General features: G+C 66.5%; 16 protein-coding genes. 6 read left to right on the top strand and 10 right to left on the bottom strand.

Going from position 1 to position 18,791, the window contains the following annotated elements; all coding sequences use genetic code 11:
* Nucleotides 1–114: 114 nt before the first annotated feature.
* Nucleotides 115–900 carry an alpha/beta hydrolase gene (locus tag K5H97_RS23345; protein ID WP_036986280.1) on the bottom strand — a complete coding sequence of 262 codons (786 nt, stop codon included), beginning with the start codon at nt 898–900 and terminating at the stop codon, nt 115–117.
* Between the two features lie 331 nt (nt 901–1,231).
* Between K5H97_RS23345 and K5H97_RS23340 the strand changes: the two genes are divergently transcribed.
* Both K5H97_RS23340 and tadA read left to right on the top strand, forming a co-directional pair.
* On the top strand, nt 1,232–2,614 hold the full coding sequence (locus tag K5H97_RS23340) for a multicopper oxidase family protein (RefSeq protein WP_028691630.1): 1,383 nt from the start codon (nt 1,232–1,234) through the stop codon (nt 2,612–2,614).
* The gene (gene tadA / locus K5H97_RS23335) at nt 2,614–3,096 is read left to right on the top strand and encodes a tRNA adenosine(34) deaminase TadA (protein WP_028691629.1); all 483 of its coding nucleotides are present in this window, start codon (nt 2,614–2,616) and stop codon (nt 3,094–3,096) included. Before K5H97_RS23340 ends, tadA begins: the two co-directional genes overlap by 1 nt.
* Nucleotides 3,097–3,158: 62 nt before the next feature.
* Here the strand turns inward: tadA and mltF are convergent, their stop codons facing one another.
* Complete coding sequence (gene mltF, locus K5H97_RS23330; protein WP_028691628.1) at nt 3,159–4,616, bottom strand: membrane-bound lytic murein transglycosylase MltF; 1,458 nt, start codon at nt 4,614–4,616, stop codon at nt 3,159–3,161.
* Between the two features lie 278 nt (nt 4,617–4,894).
* Between mltF and purL the strand changes: the two genes are divergently transcribed.
* Both purL and K5H97_RS23320 read left to right on the top strand, forming a co-directional pair.
* The gene (purL, locus tag K5H97_RS23325) at nt 4,895–8,794 is read left to right on the top strand and encodes a phosphoribosylformylglycinamidine synthase (protein WP_028691627.1); all 3,900 of its coding nucleotides are present in this window, start codon (nt 4,895–4,897) and stop codon (nt 8,792–8,794) included.
* A 2-nt stretch (nt 8,795–8,796) separates the two neighbouring features.
* Entirely contained in the window at nt 8,797–9,108 is a 312-nt protein-coding gene (locus K5H97_RS23320; RefSeq protein WP_028691626.1) for an NGG1p interacting factor 3 protein, NIF3, read from the top strand.
* An 87-nt stretch (nt 9,109–9,195) separates the two neighbouring features.
* On the opposite strand, the gene nagE is transcribed toward K5H97_RS23320, so the two are convergent.
* From nagE to K5H97_RS23295, 5 genes are read right to left on the bottom strand one after another with little or no spacing between them, the layout of a single operon-like run.
* On the bottom strand, nt 9,196–10,854 hold the full coding sequence (nagE, locus tag K5H97_RS23315) for an N-acetylglucosamine-specific PTS transporter subunit IIBC (RefSeq protein WP_028691625.1): 1,659 nt from the start codon (nt 10,852–10,854) through the stop codon (nt 9,196–9,198).
* A 12-nt stretch (nt 10,855–10,866) separates the two neighbouring features.
* The gene (gene ptsP / locus K5H97_RS23310) at nt 10,867–13,410 is read right to left on the bottom strand and encodes a phosphoenolpyruvate--protein phosphotransferase (protein WP_028691624.1); all 2,544 of its coding nucleotides are present in this window, start codon (nt 13,408–13,410) and stop codon (nt 10,867–10,869) included.
* Between the two features lie 18 nt (nt 13,411–13,428).
* Entirely contained in the window at nt 13,429–14,451 is a 1,023-nt protein-coding gene (locus tag K5H97_RS23305) for an SIS domain-containing protein (protein WP_028691623.1), read from the bottom strand.
* Nucleotides 14,448–15,536, bottom strand: a complete 1,089-nt coding sequence (gene nagA, locus K5H97_RS23300; RefSeq protein ID WP_028691622.1) for an N-acetylglucosamine-6-phosphate deacetylase — start codon at nt 15,534–15,536, stop codon at nt 14,448–14,450. The genes K5H97_RS23305 and nagA overlap by 4 nt, the downstream gene beginning before the upstream one ends.
* An 11-nt stretch (nt 15,537–15,547) precedes the next feature.
* Nucleotides 15,548–16,279, bottom strand: a complete 732-nt coding sequence (locus tag K5H97_RS23295) for a GntR family transcriptional regulator (protein ID WP_028691621.1) — start codon at nt 16,277–16,279, stop codon at nt 15,548–15,550.
* Between the two features lie 558 nt (nt 16,280–16,837).
* On the opposite strand from K5H97_RS23295, the gene K5H97_RS23290 reads away from it, so the two are divergent.
* Both K5H97_RS23290 and K5H97_RS23285 read left to right on the top strand, forming a co-directional pair.
* On the top strand, nt 16,838–17,077 hold the full coding sequence (locus K5H97_RS23290; RefSeq protein WP_028691620.1) for a hypothetical protein: 240 nt from the start codon (nt 16,838–16,840) through the stop codon (nt 17,075–17,077).
* Nucleotides 17,074–17,316 carry a DUF3077 domain-containing protein gene (locus K5H97_RS23285; RefSeq protein WP_028691619.1) on the top strand — a complete coding sequence of 81 codons (243 nt, stop codon included), beginning with the start codon at nt 17,074–17,076 and terminating at the stop codon, nt 17,314–17,316. The genes K5H97_RS23290 and K5H97_RS23285 overlap by 4 nt, the downstream gene beginning before the upstream one ends.
* 142 nt (nt 17,317–17,458) lie before the next feature.
* Here K5H97_RS23285 and tatC read toward each other — a convergent pair whose 3' ends face one another.
* From tatC to tatA, 3 genes are read right to left on the bottom strand one after another with little or no spacing between them, the layout of a single operon-like run.
* Nucleotides 17,459–18,193: a twin-arginine translocase subunit TatC gene (tatC, locus tag K5H97_RS23280; protein ID WP_028691618.1), complete on the bottom strand. Its 735-nt coding sequence runs from the start codon at nt 18,191–18,193 to the stop codon at nt 17,459–17,461.
* Nucleotides 18,193–18,480, bottom strand: coding sequence for a Sec-independent protein translocase protein TatB (gene tatB, locus K5H97_RS23275; protein ID WP_028691617.1), 288 nt, complete (start codon nt 18,478–18,480; stop codon nt 18,193–18,195). Before tatB ends, tatC begins: the two co-directional genes overlap by 1 nt.
* Entirely contained in the window at nt 18,480–18,698 is a 219-nt protein-coding gene (tatA, locus tag K5H97_RS23270) for a twin-arginine translocase TatA/TatE family subunit (RefSeq protein ID WP_028691616.1), read from the bottom strand. Before tatA ends, tatB begins: the two co-directional genes overlap by 1 nt.
* Nucleotides 18,699–18,791: the final 93 nt, after the last annotated feature.

Raw genomic sequence — 18,791 nt, 5'->3', positions numbered from 1 at the left:
ACGATAAAACCGAACTAAAAAGCCTAAAGAATGCTTCGCGGCAGCTTTTTGGAACTGCCACTCAGTACTAACGGCACTCAACGATTAGGCGAAGAGCCTCGTCCAGGCCAGGTCTTAAGGGAGCGGTGCCAGCGGTGTTTGAGCCCACTGGCGCCATGTTGCCTCCCACCCTCTGTCATGGCTTGCTTGTTGTACAAGGACACATTGGGAGAGGGGGGAGCCAAGCGCCTGTTGGTAACTATCGGCCAAGCTGGCAGGGATGATTGGGTCTGCTGCTCCAATGAAATGACGTTGAGGTAGCGAGGCAAGCCGATCGCGATAGTCCAGCGGATCCAATGAGCCCTCGAGTGGCGACAAGCCTTTCATTCTTGCCCACAGATGTGGACTGAGGTTGCCAGCGAGACTTTGCACCTGGGTAACATCGTTGCGCTGGGCCGCCAACAACAAGGCGAGGGCGGCACCACCTGAATACCCCACCAGTTCGAATTCCCTGTTGGCATATTGCTGCTTCAACTGGTCCAGCGCTTGGCTGAGGCGAGTAACCACCTCACTGGAGAATCGTCGATGGGTCCACAGGGAGGGTTGGCAGGCTGCGGCCATGATGAACTGGCAGGGGCGTGCCAAATACACATTCGGGGTCGGATCATTGAGCGCCAGCCGTGGTACCAGCAGATTGTGCGGGCTCGGGTCCAGGCTGGGTTGAGTGGCCGTTGACCAGGCGTGACCATCGCCTTCCAGGTAGACACGCAGGCGGGTTAACTTTGCTGCGGGGGGCGGCGCTAGCATGACGAGCGGGTAGGTGTGGCCCGGCAGCACCTGCAAATGTCGGCCATGCTCTTCAGCCAGTTCTTGCAGCGCCTCGCGCGGCGATTGGCAGGCGATCAAAAGCGCACTGAACATCAGCATCCAGACGCTATGGAGGCTGGTCGATATCCACCGACAACAAGCGTATCTGCTCACCCAGGGGCACAACACATGATGCAAAGTCTCGAATCGCAGCGTGCGGGGACGGTGCGTGATAGTGCAGGCGCCTTGGTTGAATTGCTAGCCCGAGCAGTCATTTTCGGTGCAGTGTCCGGTCTCGGCTGCGCTGGCCGGGGGGGGGCCTGCCTGTCAGCCGTTGCGACAACACTTCACTTAATCTTTCCTATTTGCAGGTGTATCGTATTCGCCCTTCATCGCCGGCCATTGCTGGCAGACTGATTGTGCAAAACACGAGGTACCCGCACCGATGTCCTTTACCCGTCGACAAATGCTCAAGGGCCTGACCGGCCTGGTGGTGGTAGGCCTGGGCGCCGGAGGCGCGGCACGCTACTGGCTGGGCAAGGTCGAGGACGACAACGCCGGGCACGACTACGAGCTGATCGCAGCGCCCTTGGACGTCGAGCTGGTACCAGGTTTCAAGACCGAGGCCTGGGCCTTCGGTCCGTCGGCGCCGGGCACCGAGCTGCGGGTGCGCCAGGGTACCTGGTTGCGGGTGCGCTTCATCAACCATCTGCCCGTCGAGACCACCATCCATTGGCACGGTATCCGCCTGCCGCTGGAAATGGACGGCGTGCCGTACGTGTCGCAATTGCCGGTCAAGCCCGGCGAATATTTCGATTACAAGTTCCGTGTGCCGGATGCCGGCAGCTACTGGTATCACCCCCATGTGAGCAGCTCCGAGGAACTGGGGCGCGGCCTGGTCGGCCCGCTGATCGTCGAGGAACGCGAACCGACCGGCTTCAGGCACGAACGCACGCTGAGCCTGAAGAACTGGCACGTGGACGAGCAGGGCGCCTGGCTGCCGTTCAGCATCCCCCGCGAGGCGGCCCGCAACGGCACCGCCGGGCGCCTGATCACCATCAACGGCCAGGCTGAGTCGGTCACCGAACTGCCGGCCGGGCAGGTGGTGCGGGTACGCCTGCTGAACCTGGACAACACCTGGACTTACCGCTTGAACCTCAAGGGCAACTGCGAGGCGATGATCTACGCTCTCGATGGCAATCCGGTGACCCCGCGACCGCTGGACGACGAGTACTGGCTTGGGCCGGGCATGCGCATCTGTCTGGCCATCCGCATGCCCGAGGCGGGCGAGGAAGTTTCCCTGCGAGACGGCTTCGTACGCCTGGGCACCCTGCGCTCGGTGGCCAGCAGCGAGGCGCCCGGCGACTGGCCCAAGGCCCTGCCGCCCAACCCGGTTGCCGAGCCGGACCTGGAGAACGCCGAGAAGCTCAACTTCAATTTCGAATGGGTCGGCAAGGTCTCGGTGAACACCGAGAACGGCAAGCCGCCGAGCTTGTGGCAGATCAATGGCCAGGCCTGGGACATCACCGACAAGACCTGCGCCGACCGGCCAATCGCCACGCTGCAGAAGGGCAAGAGCTACATCCTCGAGCTGAAGAACATGACTCAGTACCAGCACCCTATCCACCTGCATGGCATGAGTTTCAAGGTGATCGCCTCCAATCGGCGCAAGATCGTCGAGCCGTGGTTCACCGACACCTACCTGCTGGGCAAGAACGAGCGGGCCCAGGTGGCGCTGGTGGCGGATAACCCAGGCACCTGGATGTTCCATTGCCATGTCATCGATCACATGGAAACCGGCCTGATGGCCGCGATCGCGGTAGTCTGATGCGACCGCAGATCATCGATCGCAGCCGCGACCAGGAATTCATGCGCCTGGCCCTGGAGCTGGCCGCCGAGGGCGCGGCCTTGGGCGAGGTGCCGGTGGGCGCGGTGCTGGTGCAGCACGGCCAGGTGATCGGCCAGGGTTTCAACCGGCCGATCATCGACAGCGACCCCAGCGCCCACGCCGAAATGGTGGCGATCCGTGCCGCGGCCAAGTCGGCCAGCAACTACCGGCTGCCGGGCAGTACCCTGTACGTGACCCTGGAGCCTTGCAGCATGTGCGCGGGGTTGATCGTCCATTCGCGGGTGGCGCGGGTGGTCTACGGGGCGCTGGAACCCAAGGCGGGGATCGTGCAGAGCCAGGGGCAGTTCTTCAGCCAGGGGTTTCTCAACCATCGGGTGATGTTCGAGGGGGGTGTGCTGGCAGAGGAGTGCGGAACGATCTTGAGTGAGTTCTTCAAGGCGCGGCGGGCGAAAGGTCAATGATCGATCGCGGGGCAAGCCCGCTCCCACCGATATCGTGGGAGCGGGCTTGCCCCGCGATGGCATCACATCGGCGGCGACTGCTCCGCCGGCTTGTCCTTGTTCACCGCCGGCACATGCAGATTGCCCTCGGCCACCTGGCCTTCGAGCTGCGGCTGCGTGACCCAGGTGAGGATGTCGTAGTAGCGGCGGATGTTGGCCACGAAGTGCACCGGCTCGCCGCCGCGGGCGTAGCCGTACTTGGTCTTGCTGTACCACTGCTTCTGCGACAGGCGTGGCAGCATCTTTTTCACGTCCAGCCACTTGTTCGGGTTCAGGCCTTCGCGCTTGGCCAGGGTGCGGGCGTCTTCGAGGTGGCCGCTGCCGACGTTGTAGGCGGCCAGGGCGAACCAGGTGCGGTCTGGCTCCTTGATGCTGTCGTCGAGCTGGTCCTTGACCAGCATGAAGTACTTGGCGCCACCCTGGATGCTTTGCTTGGGGTCCAGGCGGTTGGACACGCCCATGGCCTGGGCGGTGCGCTGGGTCAGCATCATCAGGCCGCGCACGCCGGTCTTGGAAGTGACCTCGGGCTGCCACATCGATTCCTGGTAGCCGATCGCGGCGAGCAGGCGCCAGTCGACCTGCTCGACCTTGGAGCTGTTCTTGAAGTGCTTCTCGTACTTGGGCAGGCGCTGCTGCAGATGCTGGGCGAAGGTGTAGGCGCCGACGTAGCCGAGGACATCGACGTGGCCGTAGTAACGGTCCTTCAGACGCTGCAGGGTGCCGTTCTTCTGCGACTTGTCGAGAAACTCGTTGATCTCGTTGAGCAGGCTGTTGTCTTCGCCGGCAGCTACCGCCCAGCGCTGGTCGCGGGTGTCGCCCAGGTCGAAGGCCACGCGCACGTTGGGGAAGTACACCTGGTTCATGGCCAGCTCGTTGGAGTCGACCAGGGTCAGGTCGATCTGACCCTCGTCGACCATGCGCAGCAGGTCGACCACCTCGACGGCGTCGGACTCCTCGTACTCCAGCCCCGGGTTCTGCTTTTTCAGTTCGGCGAGCTGGTCGGCGTGGCTGCTGCCCTTGAGCACCATGATCTTCTTGCCCACCAATCCCTTGGCGCTGGTCGGCCGCGAGCGGCCATTGCGGTAGATGACCTGTGGGGTCACCTCGAGGTAGGGGTGGGAGAACTTCGCCTGGGCGGCACGGCGCTCGCTGCTGACCAGGCCGGCGGCGGCCAGTACCGGGCCGGACGGCTTGCCCAGCTGGTCGAACAGCTCATCGAGGTTGTCGGCGGTCTCGATCTCCAGCTTCACGCCCAGGTCGTCGGCGAAGCGCTTGACCAGTTCGTATTCGAAACCGGTTTCGCCGTTGCGGTCCTGGAAGTAGGTGGCCGGGCTGTTGCGGGTAATCACGCGCAATACGCCATCCTCCTTGACGCGTTCGAGGGTGCTGGGTTTTTCAACGCAGGCACCGAGCATCAGGAAGAGTCCGGTTGCGAGGAGCCATCTGGCGCATCGCTGGCGCAAAGCAGTGTGGGCGAACATAGGGTGCAGTATACGCAAAGGACCGGCGGCGCCATATCTCGACAATATGTGGCTTGTCTGGTAGCACGTCGCTGTGCCTGCGACAGGGCGCAGCCGGTCATGGGAGCGGGCTTGCCCCGCGATTCGGCCGCTACCGCAATCAAAAGCCCTGGTTTTTTTGACCCCTGGGTCCGGTTCCACCGCCCGGCAGCATTGGCGTTGAGCGGGTGCCGAAAGCCTGCGAATTAGGCTAGAATGCACGGCCTCTAAGCACACCCCTTCCTGAGGCTGTCCCGACGATGTTGATCCTGCGCGGCGCTCCTGCCCTTTCTGCCTTTCGCCACGGTAAATTACTCGAGCAACTGAGCCAGAAAGTCCCCGCTGTTACTGGTTTGTATGCCGAATTCGCCCACTTCGCCGACGTCGACGGCGAGCTGACCGCCGACCAGCAGCAGGTGCTGGGCCGTCTGCTCAAGTACGGCCCGAGCGTGCCGGTGCAGGAGCCCGCTGGCCGCCTGTTCCTGGTCGTGCCGCGCCTGGGCACCATCTCGCCCTGGGCATCCAAGGCCAGCGACATCGCCCACAACTGCGGCCTGCAGTCGATCCAGCGCCTGGAGCGCGGCATCGCCTACTACGTCGCCGGTAATATTTCCGACGCCGACGCCCAGGTCCTCGCCGCCGAGCTGCATGACCGCATGACCCAGCGCGTGCTGGCCAAGCTGGAAGACGCCGCCGACCTGTTCAGCCACGCCCAGCCCAAGCCGATGACCTCGGTGGACATCCTCGCCGGTGGCCGCGCCGCCCTGGCGCAGGCCAACATCGACCTGGGCCTGGCCCTGGCCGAGGACGAGATCGACTACCTGGTCAACGCCTTCCAGGGCCTCAAGCGCAACCCGAACGACATCGAACTGATGATGTTCGCCCAGGCCAACTCCGAGCACTGCCGCCACAAGATCTTCAACGCCAGCTGGGACATCGACGGCCAGGCGCAGGAGAAGAGCCTGTTCGGCATGATCAAGAACACCTACCAGATGCACAGTGAAGGCGTGCTGTCTGCGTACAAGGACAACGCCTCGGTGATCGTCGGCAGCGTCGCCGGCCGCTTCTTCCCGAACCCTGAGACCCGCCAGTACGGCGCGGTACAGGAGCCGGTGCACATCCTGATGAAAGTCGAGACGCACAACCACCCGACCGCCATCGCCCCGTTCTCCGGCGCCTCCACCGGCTCCGGCGGCGAGATCCGCGACGAAGGCGCCACCGGCCGTGGCGCCAAGCCCAAGGCTGGCCTGACTGGCTTCACCGTCTCCAACCTGCGCATCCCGGGCTTCGAGCAGCCCTGGGAGAAGCCGTACGGCAAGCCTGAGCGCATCGTCGATGCCCTCGACATCATGATCGAAGGCCCGCTGGGCGGCGCCGCGTTCAACAACGAATTCGGTCGCCCGGCACTGACCGGTTACTTCCGTACCTTCGAGCAGGGCATCAACACCCCGCACGGTGAGGAAGTCCGTGGCTACCACAAGCCGATCATGCTCGCCGGCGGCATGGGCAACATCCGTGAAGACCACGTGCAGAAAGGCGAGATCACCATCGGCGCCAAGCTGATCGTGCTCGGCGGCCCGGCCATGCTGATCGGCCTGGGCGGCGGCGCCGCTTCGTCGGTGGCCACCGGCGCCAGCTCCGCCGACCTGGATTTCGCCTCGGTACAGCGCGAGAACCCGGAAATGGAGCGCCGTTGCCAGGAAGTCATCGACCGCTGCTGGCAATTGGGCGACAAGAACCCGATCGCCTTCATCCACGACGTTGGCGCCGGCGGCATCTCCAACGCCTTCCCGGAGCTGGTCAACGACGGTGGCCGCGGTGGCCGCTTCGAACTGCGCAACGTGCCCAACGACGAGCCGGGCATGGCCCCGCACGAAATCTGGTCCAACGAATCCCAGGAGCGCTACGTGCTGGCGGTCAGCGCCGAGGACTTCGAGCGCTTCCAGGCCATCTGCGAGCGTGAGCGCTGCCCGTTCGCGGTCGTCGGCGAGGCCACCGAAGAGAAGCACCTCACCGTCACCGACAGCCACTTCGACAACACCCCGGTGGACATGCCGCTGGACGTGCTGCTGGGCAAGCCGCCGCGCATGCACCGCTCGGTCACCCGCGAAGCGGAGCTGGGCGATGAGTTCGACCCGAGCACCCTGGAACTCAAGGACTCGGTCGAGCGTGTCCTGCGTCACCCGGCCGTGGCCAGCAAGAGCTTCCTGATCACCATCGGCGACCGTACCATCACCGGCCTCGTGGCCCGTGACCAGATGGTCGGCCCATGGCAAGTGCCGGTGGCCGACTGCGCCGTCACCGCCACCAGCTTCGACGTCTACACCGGTGAAGCCATGGCCATGGGCGAACGCACGCCGCTGGCCCTGCTCGACGCCCCGGCGTCCGGGCGCATGGCGATCGGCGAAACGCTGACCAACCTGGCGGCCTCGCGCATCGAGAAGCTGTCCGACATCAAACTGTCGGCCAACTGGATGTCCGCCGCCGGTCACCCGGGTGAAGACGCCCGCCTGTACGACACCGTCAAGGCCGTCGGCATGGAGCTGTGCCCGGAGCTGGGTATCACCATTCCGGTCGGTAAAGACTCGATGTCGATGAAGACCCAGTGGAGCGAAGCGGGCGAGCAGAAGAGCGTCACCTCGCCGATGTCGCTGATCATTACCGGCTTTGCCCCGGTCACCGACATCCGCAAGACCCTGACCCCGCAACTGCGCATGGACAAGGGCGAAACCGACCTGATCCTGATCGACCTGGGCCGTGGCCAGAACCGCATGGGCGCCTCGATCCTGGCGCAGACCCACGGCAAGCTGGCCGCCCAGGCGCCGGACGTCGATGATGCCGAGGACCTCAAGGCGTTCTTCGCCGTGATCCAGGGCCTGAACGAAGACGGCCACCTGCTGGCCTACCACGACCGTTCCGACGGCGGCCTGATGACCACCGTGCTGGAAATGGCCTTTGCCGGCCACTGCGGCCTTGACCTGGAACTGGGCAACCTGACCAGCAAGCGCGAGAAAGTCGCGGCCATCCTCTTCAACGAAGAGCTGGGCGCAGTGATCCAGGTCCGTCAGGACGCCACGCCGGACGTACTGGCGCAGTTCAGCGCTGCAGGCTTGGGCGAAGATTGCGTCGCCGTGATCGGCCAGCCGATCAACAACGGTGAAGTGCTGATCAAGTTCGAAGGCGAAGAACTGTTCAAGGGTGAGCGCCGCCTGCTGCAGCGCCAGTGGGCCGAGACCAGCTACCAGGTCCAGCGCCTGCGCGACAACGCCGACTGCGCCGACCAGGAATTCAACGCCCTGCTGGAAGAAGACAACCCGGGCCTGTCGGTCAAGCTCGGCTACGACGTCAACGAAGACATCGCCGCGCCGTACATCAAGAAGGGCGTGCGCCCGCAAGTGGCGATCCTGCGCGAGCAGGGCGTCAACGGCCAGGTCGAGATGGCTGCCGCCTTCGACCGCGCGGGTTTCGCTGCGGTCGACGTGCACATGAGCGACATCCTGTCTGGCCGTGTCGACTTCGAAGCCTTCAAAGGTCTGGTGGCCTGCGGTGGCTTCTCCTACGGCGACGTGCTGGGTGCCGGTGAGGGCTGGGCCAAGTCGGCGCTGTTCAACGCCCGTGCCCGTGATGCCTTCCAGGCCTTCTTCGAGCGTACCGACAGCTTCGCCCTGGGCGTGTGCAACGGTTGCCAGATGATGTCCAACCTGCACGAGCTGATCCCGGGCACCGAGTACTGGCCGCACTTCGTGCGCAACCGCTCGGAGCAGTTCGAGGCGCGCGTGGCCATGGTCGAGGTGCAGAAGTCCAACTCGATCTTCCTGCAGGGCATGGCCGGTTCGCGCATGCCGATCGCCATCGCCCACGGTGAAGGCCATGCCGAGTTCGCCAGCGAAGAGGCACTGCTGGAAGCCGACCTGTCCGGTTGCGTGGCCCTGCGCTACGTCGACAACCACGGCAAGGTCACCGAAGCCTATCCGGCCAACCCGAACGGCTCGCCGCGTGGCATCACCGGCCTGACCAGCCGCGACGGCCGCGTGACCATCATGATGCCGCACCCGGAGCGGATGTTCCGCGCCGTGCAGAACTCCTGGCGTCCGGATGAGTGGCAGGAAGACGCGGCCCTGATGCGCATGTTCCGCAATGCGCGGGTGTGGGTGAACTAAGGGTGTACAAACTCGCCTTCTTCGTCCCCGACAGCCATGTCGAGGTGGTCAAGGCCGCCGTGTTCGCCGCTGGAGGCGGGCGCATCGGCGACTACGACCACTGCGCCTGGCAGACCCTTGGCCAGGGCCAGTTCCGCCCGTTGGACGGCAGCCAGCCGTACCTCGGGCAGGGCGGCCAGGTCGAGGTGGTCGAGGAGTGGAAGGTGGAGCTGGTGGTGGCTGATGCGCTGATCGCCCAGGTGGTCGCCGCGCTCAAGCAGAGCCACCCGTATGAAACGCCGGCTTATGAGGTTTGGCCACTGGCTGACTTCTAGAACGGCGTCGAATGACATCGCGGGGCAAGCCCGCTCCCACAAGGCCTGTTGATACCTTGTGGGAGCGGGCTTGCCCCGCGATGCTTTTCAGCCCTGCAAAGCGCTGCTTAACGCAGGCGCCTTGCTACCCACGACCAGATGCCACACCCCACCCGCCTGCGGACTCACCCCCAGGCATCCCAGCGCGATCAAGCGTTCCTGCGCTACCTTGCCCTCATCCCTGACCCGTACCCGCACCCGGCTCGAGGCCACGCACTGGGCCTCCAGCAGATTGTCTCGCCCGCCCAGGGCCTGCAGCCATTGATCCGCGACGACCGTCTCGGTGACCACCGCGGCCTTCTCGGCAACCGGCGGCGCCACCCGCGCATGGGGCAGTTCCCCGCGAATCTCGTCGGCCAGCGCATCGGCCATCGGCCCCACCACCACCTGCAGGCTGCCACCGGTACCGGGGCGTACCACGGCGAGGGCGCCGAGGGCCTTCAAGTCTTGGTCGCGGGCCAGGTTGCGGTCGGCCAGTACCAGGCGCAGGCGCGTGGTGCAGGCATCCACGCCCTGCAGGTTGGCCGCGCCGCCAAGGGCGTCGATGTAGCGCCGGGCCCGTGGCGCATCGCTGCCCTCGGCCTGGCTGGCCGCCTGTTCCTCGCGGCCGGGGGTCTTCAGGTCGAAACGGCGGATGCAGTAGTCGAACACGAAGTAGTAGACCAACCCATAGAGCACGCCCACCGGGAACACCAGCCAGCCGTTGCTCGAACGCCCCCAGCCCAGGGCCATGTCGATGCCGCCGCCGGAGAAGGTGAAGCCCAGGCGGATCCCCAGCAGGTCGCAGATGGCCATGGACAGCCCGGTCAGCAGCGCATGGATCAGGTACAGCAGCGGCGCCAGGAACATGAAGGCGAATTCGATCGGCTCGGTCACCCCGGTCAGCGCCGAGGTCAGCGCCATCGACAGCAGCACCCCGCCAATCAGCTTGCGCCGCTGTGGCAGGGCATGGCGGTACATGGCCAGGCAGGCGGCGGGCAGGCCGAAGATCATTACCGGGAACATGCCGGTCATGAACTGGCCGGCGTTTGGGTCGCCGGCGAAGAAGCGCGCCAGATCACCGGTGATCACTTGGCCGCTGGCCGCCTGGAAGCTGCCGAAAACGAACCACACCAGGTTGTTGAGGATATGGTGCAGGCCGGTGATGATCAGCAGCCGGTTGAGCACGCCGAAGAAGAATGCGCCGATGCTGCCGCTCTCCAGCATCAGCTGGCCGAGCGCGTTGATGCCGTGCTGGATCGGTGGCCAGATCAGGCCGAACAGCAGCCCGAGGAACACCGCCGATACCCCGGTGGCGATCGGCACGAAGCGCCGGCCACCGAAGAACGCCAGGTAGTCCGGCAGCTGGATGTCCTTGAAGCGGTTGTACAGGCCGCCGCCGAGCAAGCCGCAGATGATGCCGGCGAGCATGCCCATGTCGATCTTCGGATCGATCACCTTCAGCGTCGCCACCAGCACCAGGTAGCCGATGGCGCCGGCCAGGCCCGCGGTGCCGTTGTTGTCGCGGGCGAAGCCCACGGCGATGCCGATGGCGAAGATCAGCGCCAGGTTGGCGAAGATCGCTTGCCCGGCGTCATGCACCAGGGCGATGTCGAGCAGGTCGGTGTCGCCCAGGCGCAGCAACAGGCCGGCGATGGGCAGGATGGCGATGGGCAGCATCAAGGCGCGGCCGAGCCGCTGCAGGCCCTGGATGAAGTGCTGGTACATGGTGCGCTCCGATTATTGTTGTAGGGCCATGGGGGCCGCGGATTGGGCGTGGGATTGCGCGGCGAAGTCGCGGCAGGCCTGGCGTACGGCCCCGGCGCTGGCCAGGCCCAGCAGGCCCTGGCTGAAGCGGTGGCAGGCACTGGCGTCGAGCTGGCGGACCAGGGCCTTGATCTCGCCGATCTGCGGCGCGCTGACCGACAGCTCGGCCACGCCGAGGCCGACCAGCACCGGCGTGGCCAGCGGATCGCTGGCCAGCGCACCGCACACGCCAACCCAGCGGCCGTGTTTCGCCGCGCCCTGGCAGGTCAGCTCGATCAGGCGTAGCAGTGCCGGGTGCAGGGCATCGACCCGCGCCGCAAGCCCGGCATGGTCACGGTCCATGGCGAGGGTGTACTGGGACAGGTCGTTAGTGCCGATGGAGAAGAAGTCCGCGTGCTCGGCCAGGCGCTCGGCGAGCAGCGCCGCGGCCGGCACCTCGATCATCACCCCCAGTTCGGCGCGCGCCGTCACGCCCAGCTCGGCGGCCAGCCGGTCGAGGCGCTGGCGGATGGCGATCAGCTCGTCGACCTCGGTGACCATCGGCAGCATGATCCGGCAGCGCCGCTGCGGGCTGACCTGGAGCAGGGCGCGCAGTTGCTGGTCGAGCAGCTCCGGGCGAACCTGGCCTAGGCGGATGCCGCGCAGGCCCAGCACCGGATTGGCCTCGGCCGGCAGGGGCAGGTAGTCGAGCTGCTTGTCGCCGCCGACGTCGATGGTGCGAATGATCACCGGGCGCTCGGCCATCGCGTCGAGCACCGCCTGGTAGGCGTTGCGCTGCTCGGCCTCGTCCGGTGCGGTGGGGCGGTCGATGAACAGGAACTCGCTGCGCAGCAGGCCGATGCCGTCGGCGCCCAGGGCCAGGGCCTGGGCGGCTTCTTCGGCGCTGGCGACGTTGGCCGCGACCTCGATCAACTGGCCATCGCGGGTACGCGCGCCTTGCTGTGCGGCGGCCTGCTGGCGCTGGCGGATTTCGCGGCGTTGCTGCAGGTGGCAGTGGACCTCGGCCAGGCGTTGTGGGGCGGCCTGGGTTTCCAGGCGGCCCTGGTCGGCGTCCAGCACCAGGGGCGTGCCGGCGGGCAGGTCGAGCAGCGCTTCGCCCACGGCCACCAGGCATGGCAGGCCGCGGGCACGGGCGAGGATGGCGACGTGCGAGGTGGCGCCACCGGCGGCCATGCACAGCCCGGCGACATCGTGGCGGGTGAGCAGCAGCAGGTCGGAGGGGGTCAGTTCGTGGGCGACGACGATGGCCGCCGGTGGCAGGCGCAGTTGCCGGGTTTCGCCGAGCAGGGCGCGCAGCACCCGCTGCTGCAGGTCGTAGAGGTCGTTGGCGCGCTCGGCCAGCAACGGGTTGCCCAGGCTGCGCAGGACCTGGCACTGGGTCTCGATGGCGCGGCTCCAGGCATGGCTGGCGGCGACGCCGCCAGCGATATGCTGGCGGGCATCGCCGAGCAGAGCCGGGTCGTCGAGCAGGGCCAGGTGGGCCTCGAGAATCGCCGCCGCGTCCTCCTGGCCGCGAGGCAGGTGCCGCCAGTCGCGGTCGATGGCATGGCGGACCTCGGCCAGGGCGCTGTTCAGCGCCTGGTGCTGCTCGCCGGGGTCGTTGTCGCCGCTGTCCGCCGGCAGGCTGATGCCGTCCAGGCGCGCCAGTGGCCCGAGGGCGAGGCCGGGGGCGGCGCAGACACCGTTGAGCACGCCGGGCTCTGCATTGGGCTTGGGCGTGGCGGCACTGGCGGGCACGTGGGGGGCATGGCGTTCACCGACCGAGGCGGTCTGCACGGCGGCGATCAATGCCTGCAGCGCGGCCTGACTGTCCGGCCCGGTGCAAATCAGTTCGACTTCGGCGCCTTCACCAACGCCCAGGCCCATGACCGCCACCAGGCTGTTGAGGTCGGCCTCGTGCTCGGCGAAGCGCAGCACGGCATGGCTCTGGAAGCCTTGCGCGGTCTGGCGCAGCAGGGCAGCGGGGCGGGCATGCAGGCCGCCGTGATGAGCGACCCGGGCATGACCGCGTGCGCGCTCATGGCTGACCGGTCGTGCCTGCGCTTCGCTGCCCGTGGCCTCGACCTCCAGCAGCGCCGCGCCCAGGCGTGAAGCGCCTGTATCCAGTCGCGTCAGGCCAAAGCCCGGGCCGTTGCTGACCAGCATCACGGTGACCAGGCTGACGCAGTGCTGCGCCACCAGGTCCATGTCGAAGCGCACCAGCGGTTGTCCCTGTTTCACTTGGTCGCCCAGCGCCACCAGCGGCGAGAAACCGCGCCCCTGCAGCTGCACGGTGTCGACACCGATATGCAAGAGGACTTCCGCGCCGTTGGCCGCGCGCAGGGTCAGCGCATGGCCAGTGCGCGCCAGTTGCACCACTTCACCGGCGCAGGGCGCGTGCAGCACGTCGTTCAACGGGTCGATGGCGACGCCGTCGCCCAGGGTGCCGCTGCTGAACACCGGGTCCGGTACCTGGTCCAGCGGTACCTGCGGTCCGGCGAGCGGGGCATGGAGGATGATCTTGTTATTGTCGGGCATGCGCTGTTCCTCGCGGCTTCACTGCGTGCAGGTCACTTTGCTCAGGTGGCGCGGCTGGTCGGGGTCGAGGCCGCGGGCCTCGGCCAGGGCCGCGGCCATGATGTAGAAGCTCTGGATCGCCAGCAGCGGGTCCAGGGCCGGGTGTTCGGCGCCGCTCAGGGTGAGGTCGCGCCCGGCGATATCGGCTGGTGCCGCCAACAGCACGCGGGCGCCGCGCTGGCGCATGTCGGCGGCCAGCTGCAGCAACCCGGCCTGCTCGACGCCACGGGGGGCGAACACCAGCAGCGGGTACTGGGCATCGATCAGGGCCATCGGGCCATGGCGCACTTCGGCGCTGCTGAAGGCCTCGGCCTGGATCACCGAGGTTTCCTTGAGTTTGAGCGCGGCCTCCTGGGCGATGGCGAAGCCCGCGCCGCGGCCGATCACCATCAGGCGCTCGCTGTCGCGCAGGGTATCGATGGCCGGGCTCCAGTCTTGCCCGGCGGCCTCGCGCAGCTGCGCGGGCAGGGCAAGGCCGGCTTCCTGCAGGGCGCGATCCTGGCCCCAGTGGGCGACCAGGCGGGCGCCGGCTGCCAGGGTGGCGACGAAGCTCTTGGTCGCCGCCACCGACAGCTCAGGGCCTGCGCACAGCGGCAAGTGGTGCTGGCAGGCCTGCTCCAGGGGCGAGCCTTCGGCGTTGACCAGCGAGACCGTGGTCGCCCCGCACTGGCCCAGGCGGCGCAGGCTGTCGACCAGGTCCGGGCTCTGGCCCGACTGCGAGAAGCCCAGCGCCACTTGGCCACGTACTCGCAGTGGCGCCTGCTGCAGGGTCACCACCGACATCGGCAGCGAAGCCACCGGCAGGCCCAGCTGCTGCATGGCGATGTAGGCGAAGTAGCTGGCGGCGTGGTCCGAGCTGCCCCGGGCCACGGTCAGCGCCACTTGCGGATCGAGCCGGCGCAGCTGTTCGGCCAGGGTTTCCAGGCGCGGGTCCAGCGTCTGCGTCTGACGTTCGACGACCTCGGCGCAGGCGCGGGCTTCTTCGAGCATCCTTGAACTCATGCGGTTTCTCCTTCGATCATCACGGCGGTCAGGTTCAGTTGGCGGTCCAGCAGCACCGCGTCGGCCCAGGCGCCCGGTTGCAGGCGGCCACGGTCGGCGATGCCGAGATAATCGGCGGGATGGCGGGACAGGCGCTCGGAGGCTTCGGACAGCGGCAGGCCGATCTTCACCAGGTTGCGCAGGGCCTGGTCCATGGTCAGGGTGCTGCCGGCCAGGGTGCCGTCGGGCAGGCGCACGCCGCCCAGGCACTTGGTCACGGTGTGGCTGCCCAGGCGGTATTCGCCGTCGGGCATGCCGGCGGCGGCGGTGGAGTCGGTCACGCAGTACAGGCACGGGATCGAGCGCAGGGCCACGCGCATGGCGCCGGGGTGCACGTGCAGCAGGTCGGGAATCAGCTCGGCGTAGCGGGCATGGGCCAGGGCCGCGCCGACGATGCCCGGCTCGCGGTGGTGCAGCGGGCTCATGGCGTTGTACAGGTGGGTGAAGCTGGTGGCGCCGGCCTCCAGGGCTGCCACGCCTTCTTCGTAGCTGCCCAGGGTATGGCCGAGCTGCAGGCGGATGCCGCGCTGGCTCAGGGCCTGGATCAGCGGCAGGTGGCCGGCGATTTCCGGGGCGATGGTGATGACCTTGATCGGCGCCAGGGCCAGGTATTGCTCGACCTCGTCGAGCAGCGCCTGGTGGGCGAAGTTCGGCTGCGCGCCGAGCTTGCCGGGGTTGATGTACGGGCCTTCCAGGTGCACGCCGAGGATGCGCGCGCCCTGGCGCGGTTGCTTGAGGTGTTCGCCTAGTTCGGCGAGCACGCGGGTCAGCTCCTCGCGGGGCGCGGTCATGGTGGTGGCCAGCAGCGAAGTGGTGCCGAAACGCCGGTGGGTACGGGCGATGGTGGCGAAGGCGTCGCCGCCCTGCATGATGTCGCTGCCTCCACCCCCGTGCACGTGCAGGTCGATGAACCCGGGCAGCAGATACGGCAGGTCGTTGGTCTGCGGGTCGCATGGCGTGCCCTCGATGGCCCGGATGCGGCCGTTTTCGAGGTGCAGTTGTCCGCGCACCCAGCCGTCGGGGGTGAGGATGTTGGCGATGTCCATGGGGGCTCCGGTCAGCGTCGCAGTTCGGCGACGAAGTCGTAGTAGTCGTTGCGGCAGTAGGTGTCGGTCAGCTCGATGGCGGTGTTGTCGTCGAGGTAGCCGATACGGGTCATCAGCAGCATGGCGGTGCCGGGGGCGATGCCCACCTGGGCGGCCAGTTCGTCGCTGGCGTTGATTGCGCGGATGTGTTGCAGGGCGCGGACCACCGGGCGGCCGAGCCGGTCGAGGTGCTGGTAGAGCGAATCGCCGATGGCCTGCGGGTCGCCGAGCAGTCGGGCGGGCAGGGTGCTGACCTCCACCGCCATGACGATATCGTCGGCCTTGCGCAGGCGCTTGAGGTGGACCACCTGGTCGGTGGGCGACAGGCCGAGGCGGATCAGTTCGTCGTTGCTCGGGGTGCCGATGCTGCGCTCGAGCCACTGGGAGCTGGGCACGAAGCCCTTCATGCGCAGCATTTCGCTAAAGCTCGACAGACGTGACAGGGGTTGTTCGAGGCGTGGCGTGATGAAGGTGCCGGAGCCCTGGATGCGATGGATCAGGCCTTGTTCGAGCAGGACCTCAAGGGCCTTGCGCGCGGTGACCCGGGAGATGTCCAGGGTTTCGCTGAGGGTGCGCTCCGAGGGCAGCGCCTGGTCGGCGGTCCATTGGCCGGCGTGGATGGCCTGCTCAAGGTTGCGCGCCAGCTGCAGGTAGAGCGGGGTGGCGCTGGTGTCGTCGGGGCGCAGGGCCGATAGAGGACGCATGGGCGGTGTCCGGTATTGTTGTTGGGTGGAAATTAATACCACTTTAATACCAGGTCAATACCACTGGTCCGATCAGGAATCTCGTTCTTGATTCTGGGGGCGCTTTGCGCCCCTTTCCGACCGGTCCGGCGCCCCGGCAAGGCCGCTCCCACAGGGACCGCACCATGGCAGAACTGGCACATATCCTGTGGGAGCGGGCTTGTGTCGCGAAAGGGCTACGCAGCAGCCCCGGCGATCTCAAAGACTGTCGGATATTTCCGAACCTGAAACCAAATGCTTCAGCCAGCAAAGCTTGGGAACTATCCTACGCGCTTGCCGGAAGCTGCCGCGTTGTCGGGGAAATACCCCAGGGATAACTTCACCGGGTCGCCACATTTGGTGACCGGGTGTGAGAACCCGCATCACGAAGAACGCCGCTCTGCTATGGCAGCCGTGCGCGGGCAGGCTCTGCCTGACCGGTTTTCTTCGTGACCGGGTTCTCACTCCGTGTACGGCTGCCACCCAATTATGTGAGAACGATCAAGTGGCGGTTCCTGTTAATCACGAAGGAACTTCCCAATGAAAAAACGCGTACCTGACCCGCCCCGTCTCGGACCCTTCATCAGTATCCGTTCCACGCTCACCCGCGATGAGGCCATGACCGCCGCCGTCGAAGTGGCCACCGCCATTTCCGATGTCCTCGATATCTACTTCAAGACCGAACCCGGAGAAGCCCAGGACCGCCTGTTCACCGCCAGCGACTACCTCGGCCAACTGGCCTGCGCCCTGCTCGAACACAAGCCGCAGGTCCGACCATGACTCGCGGCCACACCGCAGGCCGCACGGTCTGCCTGGACCTGTTCAAGGTCGAGCCAGGCGTTTCCTTCGAGGACGCCTTCAGCGAGTTGTCGGTGCTGCTTGGCTGCATCCGCCACCTGACCTGCGAGGCGGAAATGGAGGGTGACCTGCTGGCCGGCAGCTCGGCGCGAATCCTCAGTGCCATGGCCAAGGCGCTGATCGATGACATGGAGGTGGGGTTGAACAGGAAGACCTCATGACACCCGGGGGGCCGCTATGCGGCCCTTTCGCGACACAAGGCCGCTCCCACAGGATATGTACCAGTTCTGCCATGGTGCGGTCCCTGTGGGAGCGGCCTTGTGTCGCGAAAGGGCTGCAAAGCAGCCCCGACAATCCATCGGTCTACCCCGCCCGGCGCACCAACCCACACGCCAGCAACCCCACCTCGAACAGCACCCACATCGGCACCGCCAGCAGGGTCTGGGAAAACACATCCGGCGGCGTCAGGATCATCCCCACCACGAAGCAGCCGACGATCACATAGGGCCGGCTGCGCCGCAGCGTGGCCACGTCGGTCAGCCCCGCCCAGACCACGATGAAGGTCGCCACCGGGATCTCGAAGGCCAGGCCGAACGCCAAAAACAGTGCCAGGATGAAGTCCAGGTACAAGCCGATGTCGGTCATCATCGCCACCCCGTCCGGGGTCACGCTGGCGAAGAAGCCGAACATCATCGGGAACACCAGGAAGAACGCGAACGCCATGCCGCCGTAGAACAGCAGGATGCTCGACACCAGCAACGGCAGGGCGATGCGCCGTTCGCGGCGGTACAGCCCCGGGGCGATGAAGCCCCAGGCCTGGTGCAGCAGCAGCGGCATGGCGACGAACAGCGCGCACATCGCCGTCAGCTTGAACGGCGTGAGGAACGGCGAGGTGACGCTGGTGGCGATCATGCTGGCGCCTTCGGGCAGGTAGCGGCGCAGCGGTTCGGAGATCTGCGTGTACAGCGTCTGGGCGAAAGGGAACAAGCCGCAGAACACCAGCGCAACCACCAGCAGGCAGCGCACCAGGCGCTTGCGCAGGTCGCGCAGGTGGTCGGTCAGCGGCATGCGCGCCGCCTGGTCGAGGGCGAGGGACATCAGGCGCTTTCCTTGGTGTGGACGACCGGGGTCGGGTCATTGGCCGGCGTCGCGTCGAGCTGGATGCCTTGGCGGATCTCCTGCTCCAGGCGCTGCAACGGCGCGGCATCCAGGGCGGGCATGTCGATCTCCCGCTCCACCTGCGCCTTCAACGCATTCAGCGCCCGACGGGCCTGGCCCAGCCCACGGCCGAGGGTACGCGCCGCCACCGGCAGGCGCTCGGGGCCGAGCACCAGCAAGGCGACGATGCCGACCAGCAGCAGTTCGGTGAAGCCGATCTCGAACATCAGGCCTGACGATCCGTTTGCGCCTGCTGCACCGGCTGATTGTTCAGCACCTGGGGTTGCTGCTCGACGCCATTGTCGGCAGAACCCCCCATGGACTTGCGAAAGCCCTGGATCGCTTCACCGACATCACTGCCCAGCCCCTTGAGACGCTTGGTGCCGAACAGCAGGAAGACGATCAACAGCACGATCACCAATTGCCAGATTCCGATGCCACCCATGTAAGACCACTCCTGTCAGGCCAAAGAAAAAGAAGGCCAATCCTGCCTTGTGCAGATGACGGGCACATGACTGCCATCTGGCTGAAACAACGG

The organism is Pseudomonas mosselii, from assembly GCF_019823065.1.
In the GTDB taxonomy this organism is placed as follows: Bacteria; Pseudomonadota; Gammaproteobacteria; order Pseudomonadales; family Pseudomonadaceae; genus Aquipseudomonas; species Aquipseudomonas mosselii.
This window is presented reverse-complemented; position numbering and strand designations above follow the sequence as displayed.

Excerpts from the sequence above, each read along its gene's own strand:
- K5H97_RS23345 (WP_036986280.1), bottom strand. The coding sequence starts at position 900 with ATGTTCAGTGCGCTTTTGATCGCCTGCCAATCGCCGCGCGAGGCGCTG.
- K5H97_RS23340 (WP_028691630.1), top strand. The coding sequence starts at position 1,232 with ATGTCCTTTACCCGTCGACAAATGCTCAAGGGCCTGACCGGCCTGGTG.
- tadA (WP_028691629.1), top strand. The coding sequence starts at position 2,614 with ATGCGACCGCAGATCATCGATCGCAGCCGCGACCAGGAATTCATGCGC.
- mltF (WP_028691628.1), bottom strand. The coding sequence starts at position 4,616 with ATGTTCGCCCACACTGCTTTGCGCCAGCGATGCGCCAGATGGCTCCTC.
- purL (WP_028691627.1), top strand. The coding sequence starts at position 4,895 with ATGTTGATCCTGCGCGGCGCTCCTGCCCTTTCTGCCTTTCGCCACGGT.
- nagE (WP_028691625.1), bottom strand. The coding sequence starts at position 10,854 with ATGTACCAGCACTTCATCCAGGGCCTGCAGCGGCTCGGCCGCGCCTTG.
- ptsP (WP_028691624.1), bottom strand. The coding sequence starts at position 13,410 with ATGCCCGACAATAACAAGATCATCCTCCATGCCCCGCTCGCCGGACCG.
- K5H97_RS23305 (WP_028691623.1), bottom strand. The coding sequence starts at position 14,451 with ATGAGTTCAAGGATGCTCGAAGAAGCCCGCGCCTGCGCCGAGGTCGTC.
- nagA (WP_028691622.1), bottom strand. The coding sequence starts at position 15,536 with ATGGACATCGCCAACATCCTCACCCCCGACGGCTGGGTGCGCGGACAA.
- K5H97_RS23295 (WP_028691621.1), bottom strand. The coding sequence starts at position 16,279 with ATGCGTCCTCTATCGGCCCTGCGCCCCGACGACACCAGCGCCACCCCG.
- K5H97_RS23290 (WP_028691620.1), top strand. The coding sequence starts at position 16,838 with ATGAAAAAACGCGTACCTGACCCGCCCCGTCTCGGACCCTTCATCAGT.
- K5H97_RS23285 (WP_028691619.1), top strand. The coding sequence starts at position 17,074 with ATGACTCGCGGCCACACCGCAGGCCGCACGGTCTGCCTGGACCTGTTC.
- tatC (WP_028691618.1), bottom strand. The coding sequence starts at position 18,193 with ATGTCCCTCGCCCTCGACCAGGCGGCGCGCATGCCGCTGACCGACCAC.
- tatB (WP_028691617.1), bottom strand. The coding sequence starts at position 18,480 with ATGTTCGAGATCGGCTTCACCGAACTGCTGCTGGTCGGCATCGTCGCC.
- tatA (WP_028691616.1), bottom strand. The coding sequence starts at position 18,698 with ATGGGTGGCATCGGAATCTGGCAATTGGTGATCGTGCTGTTGATCGTC.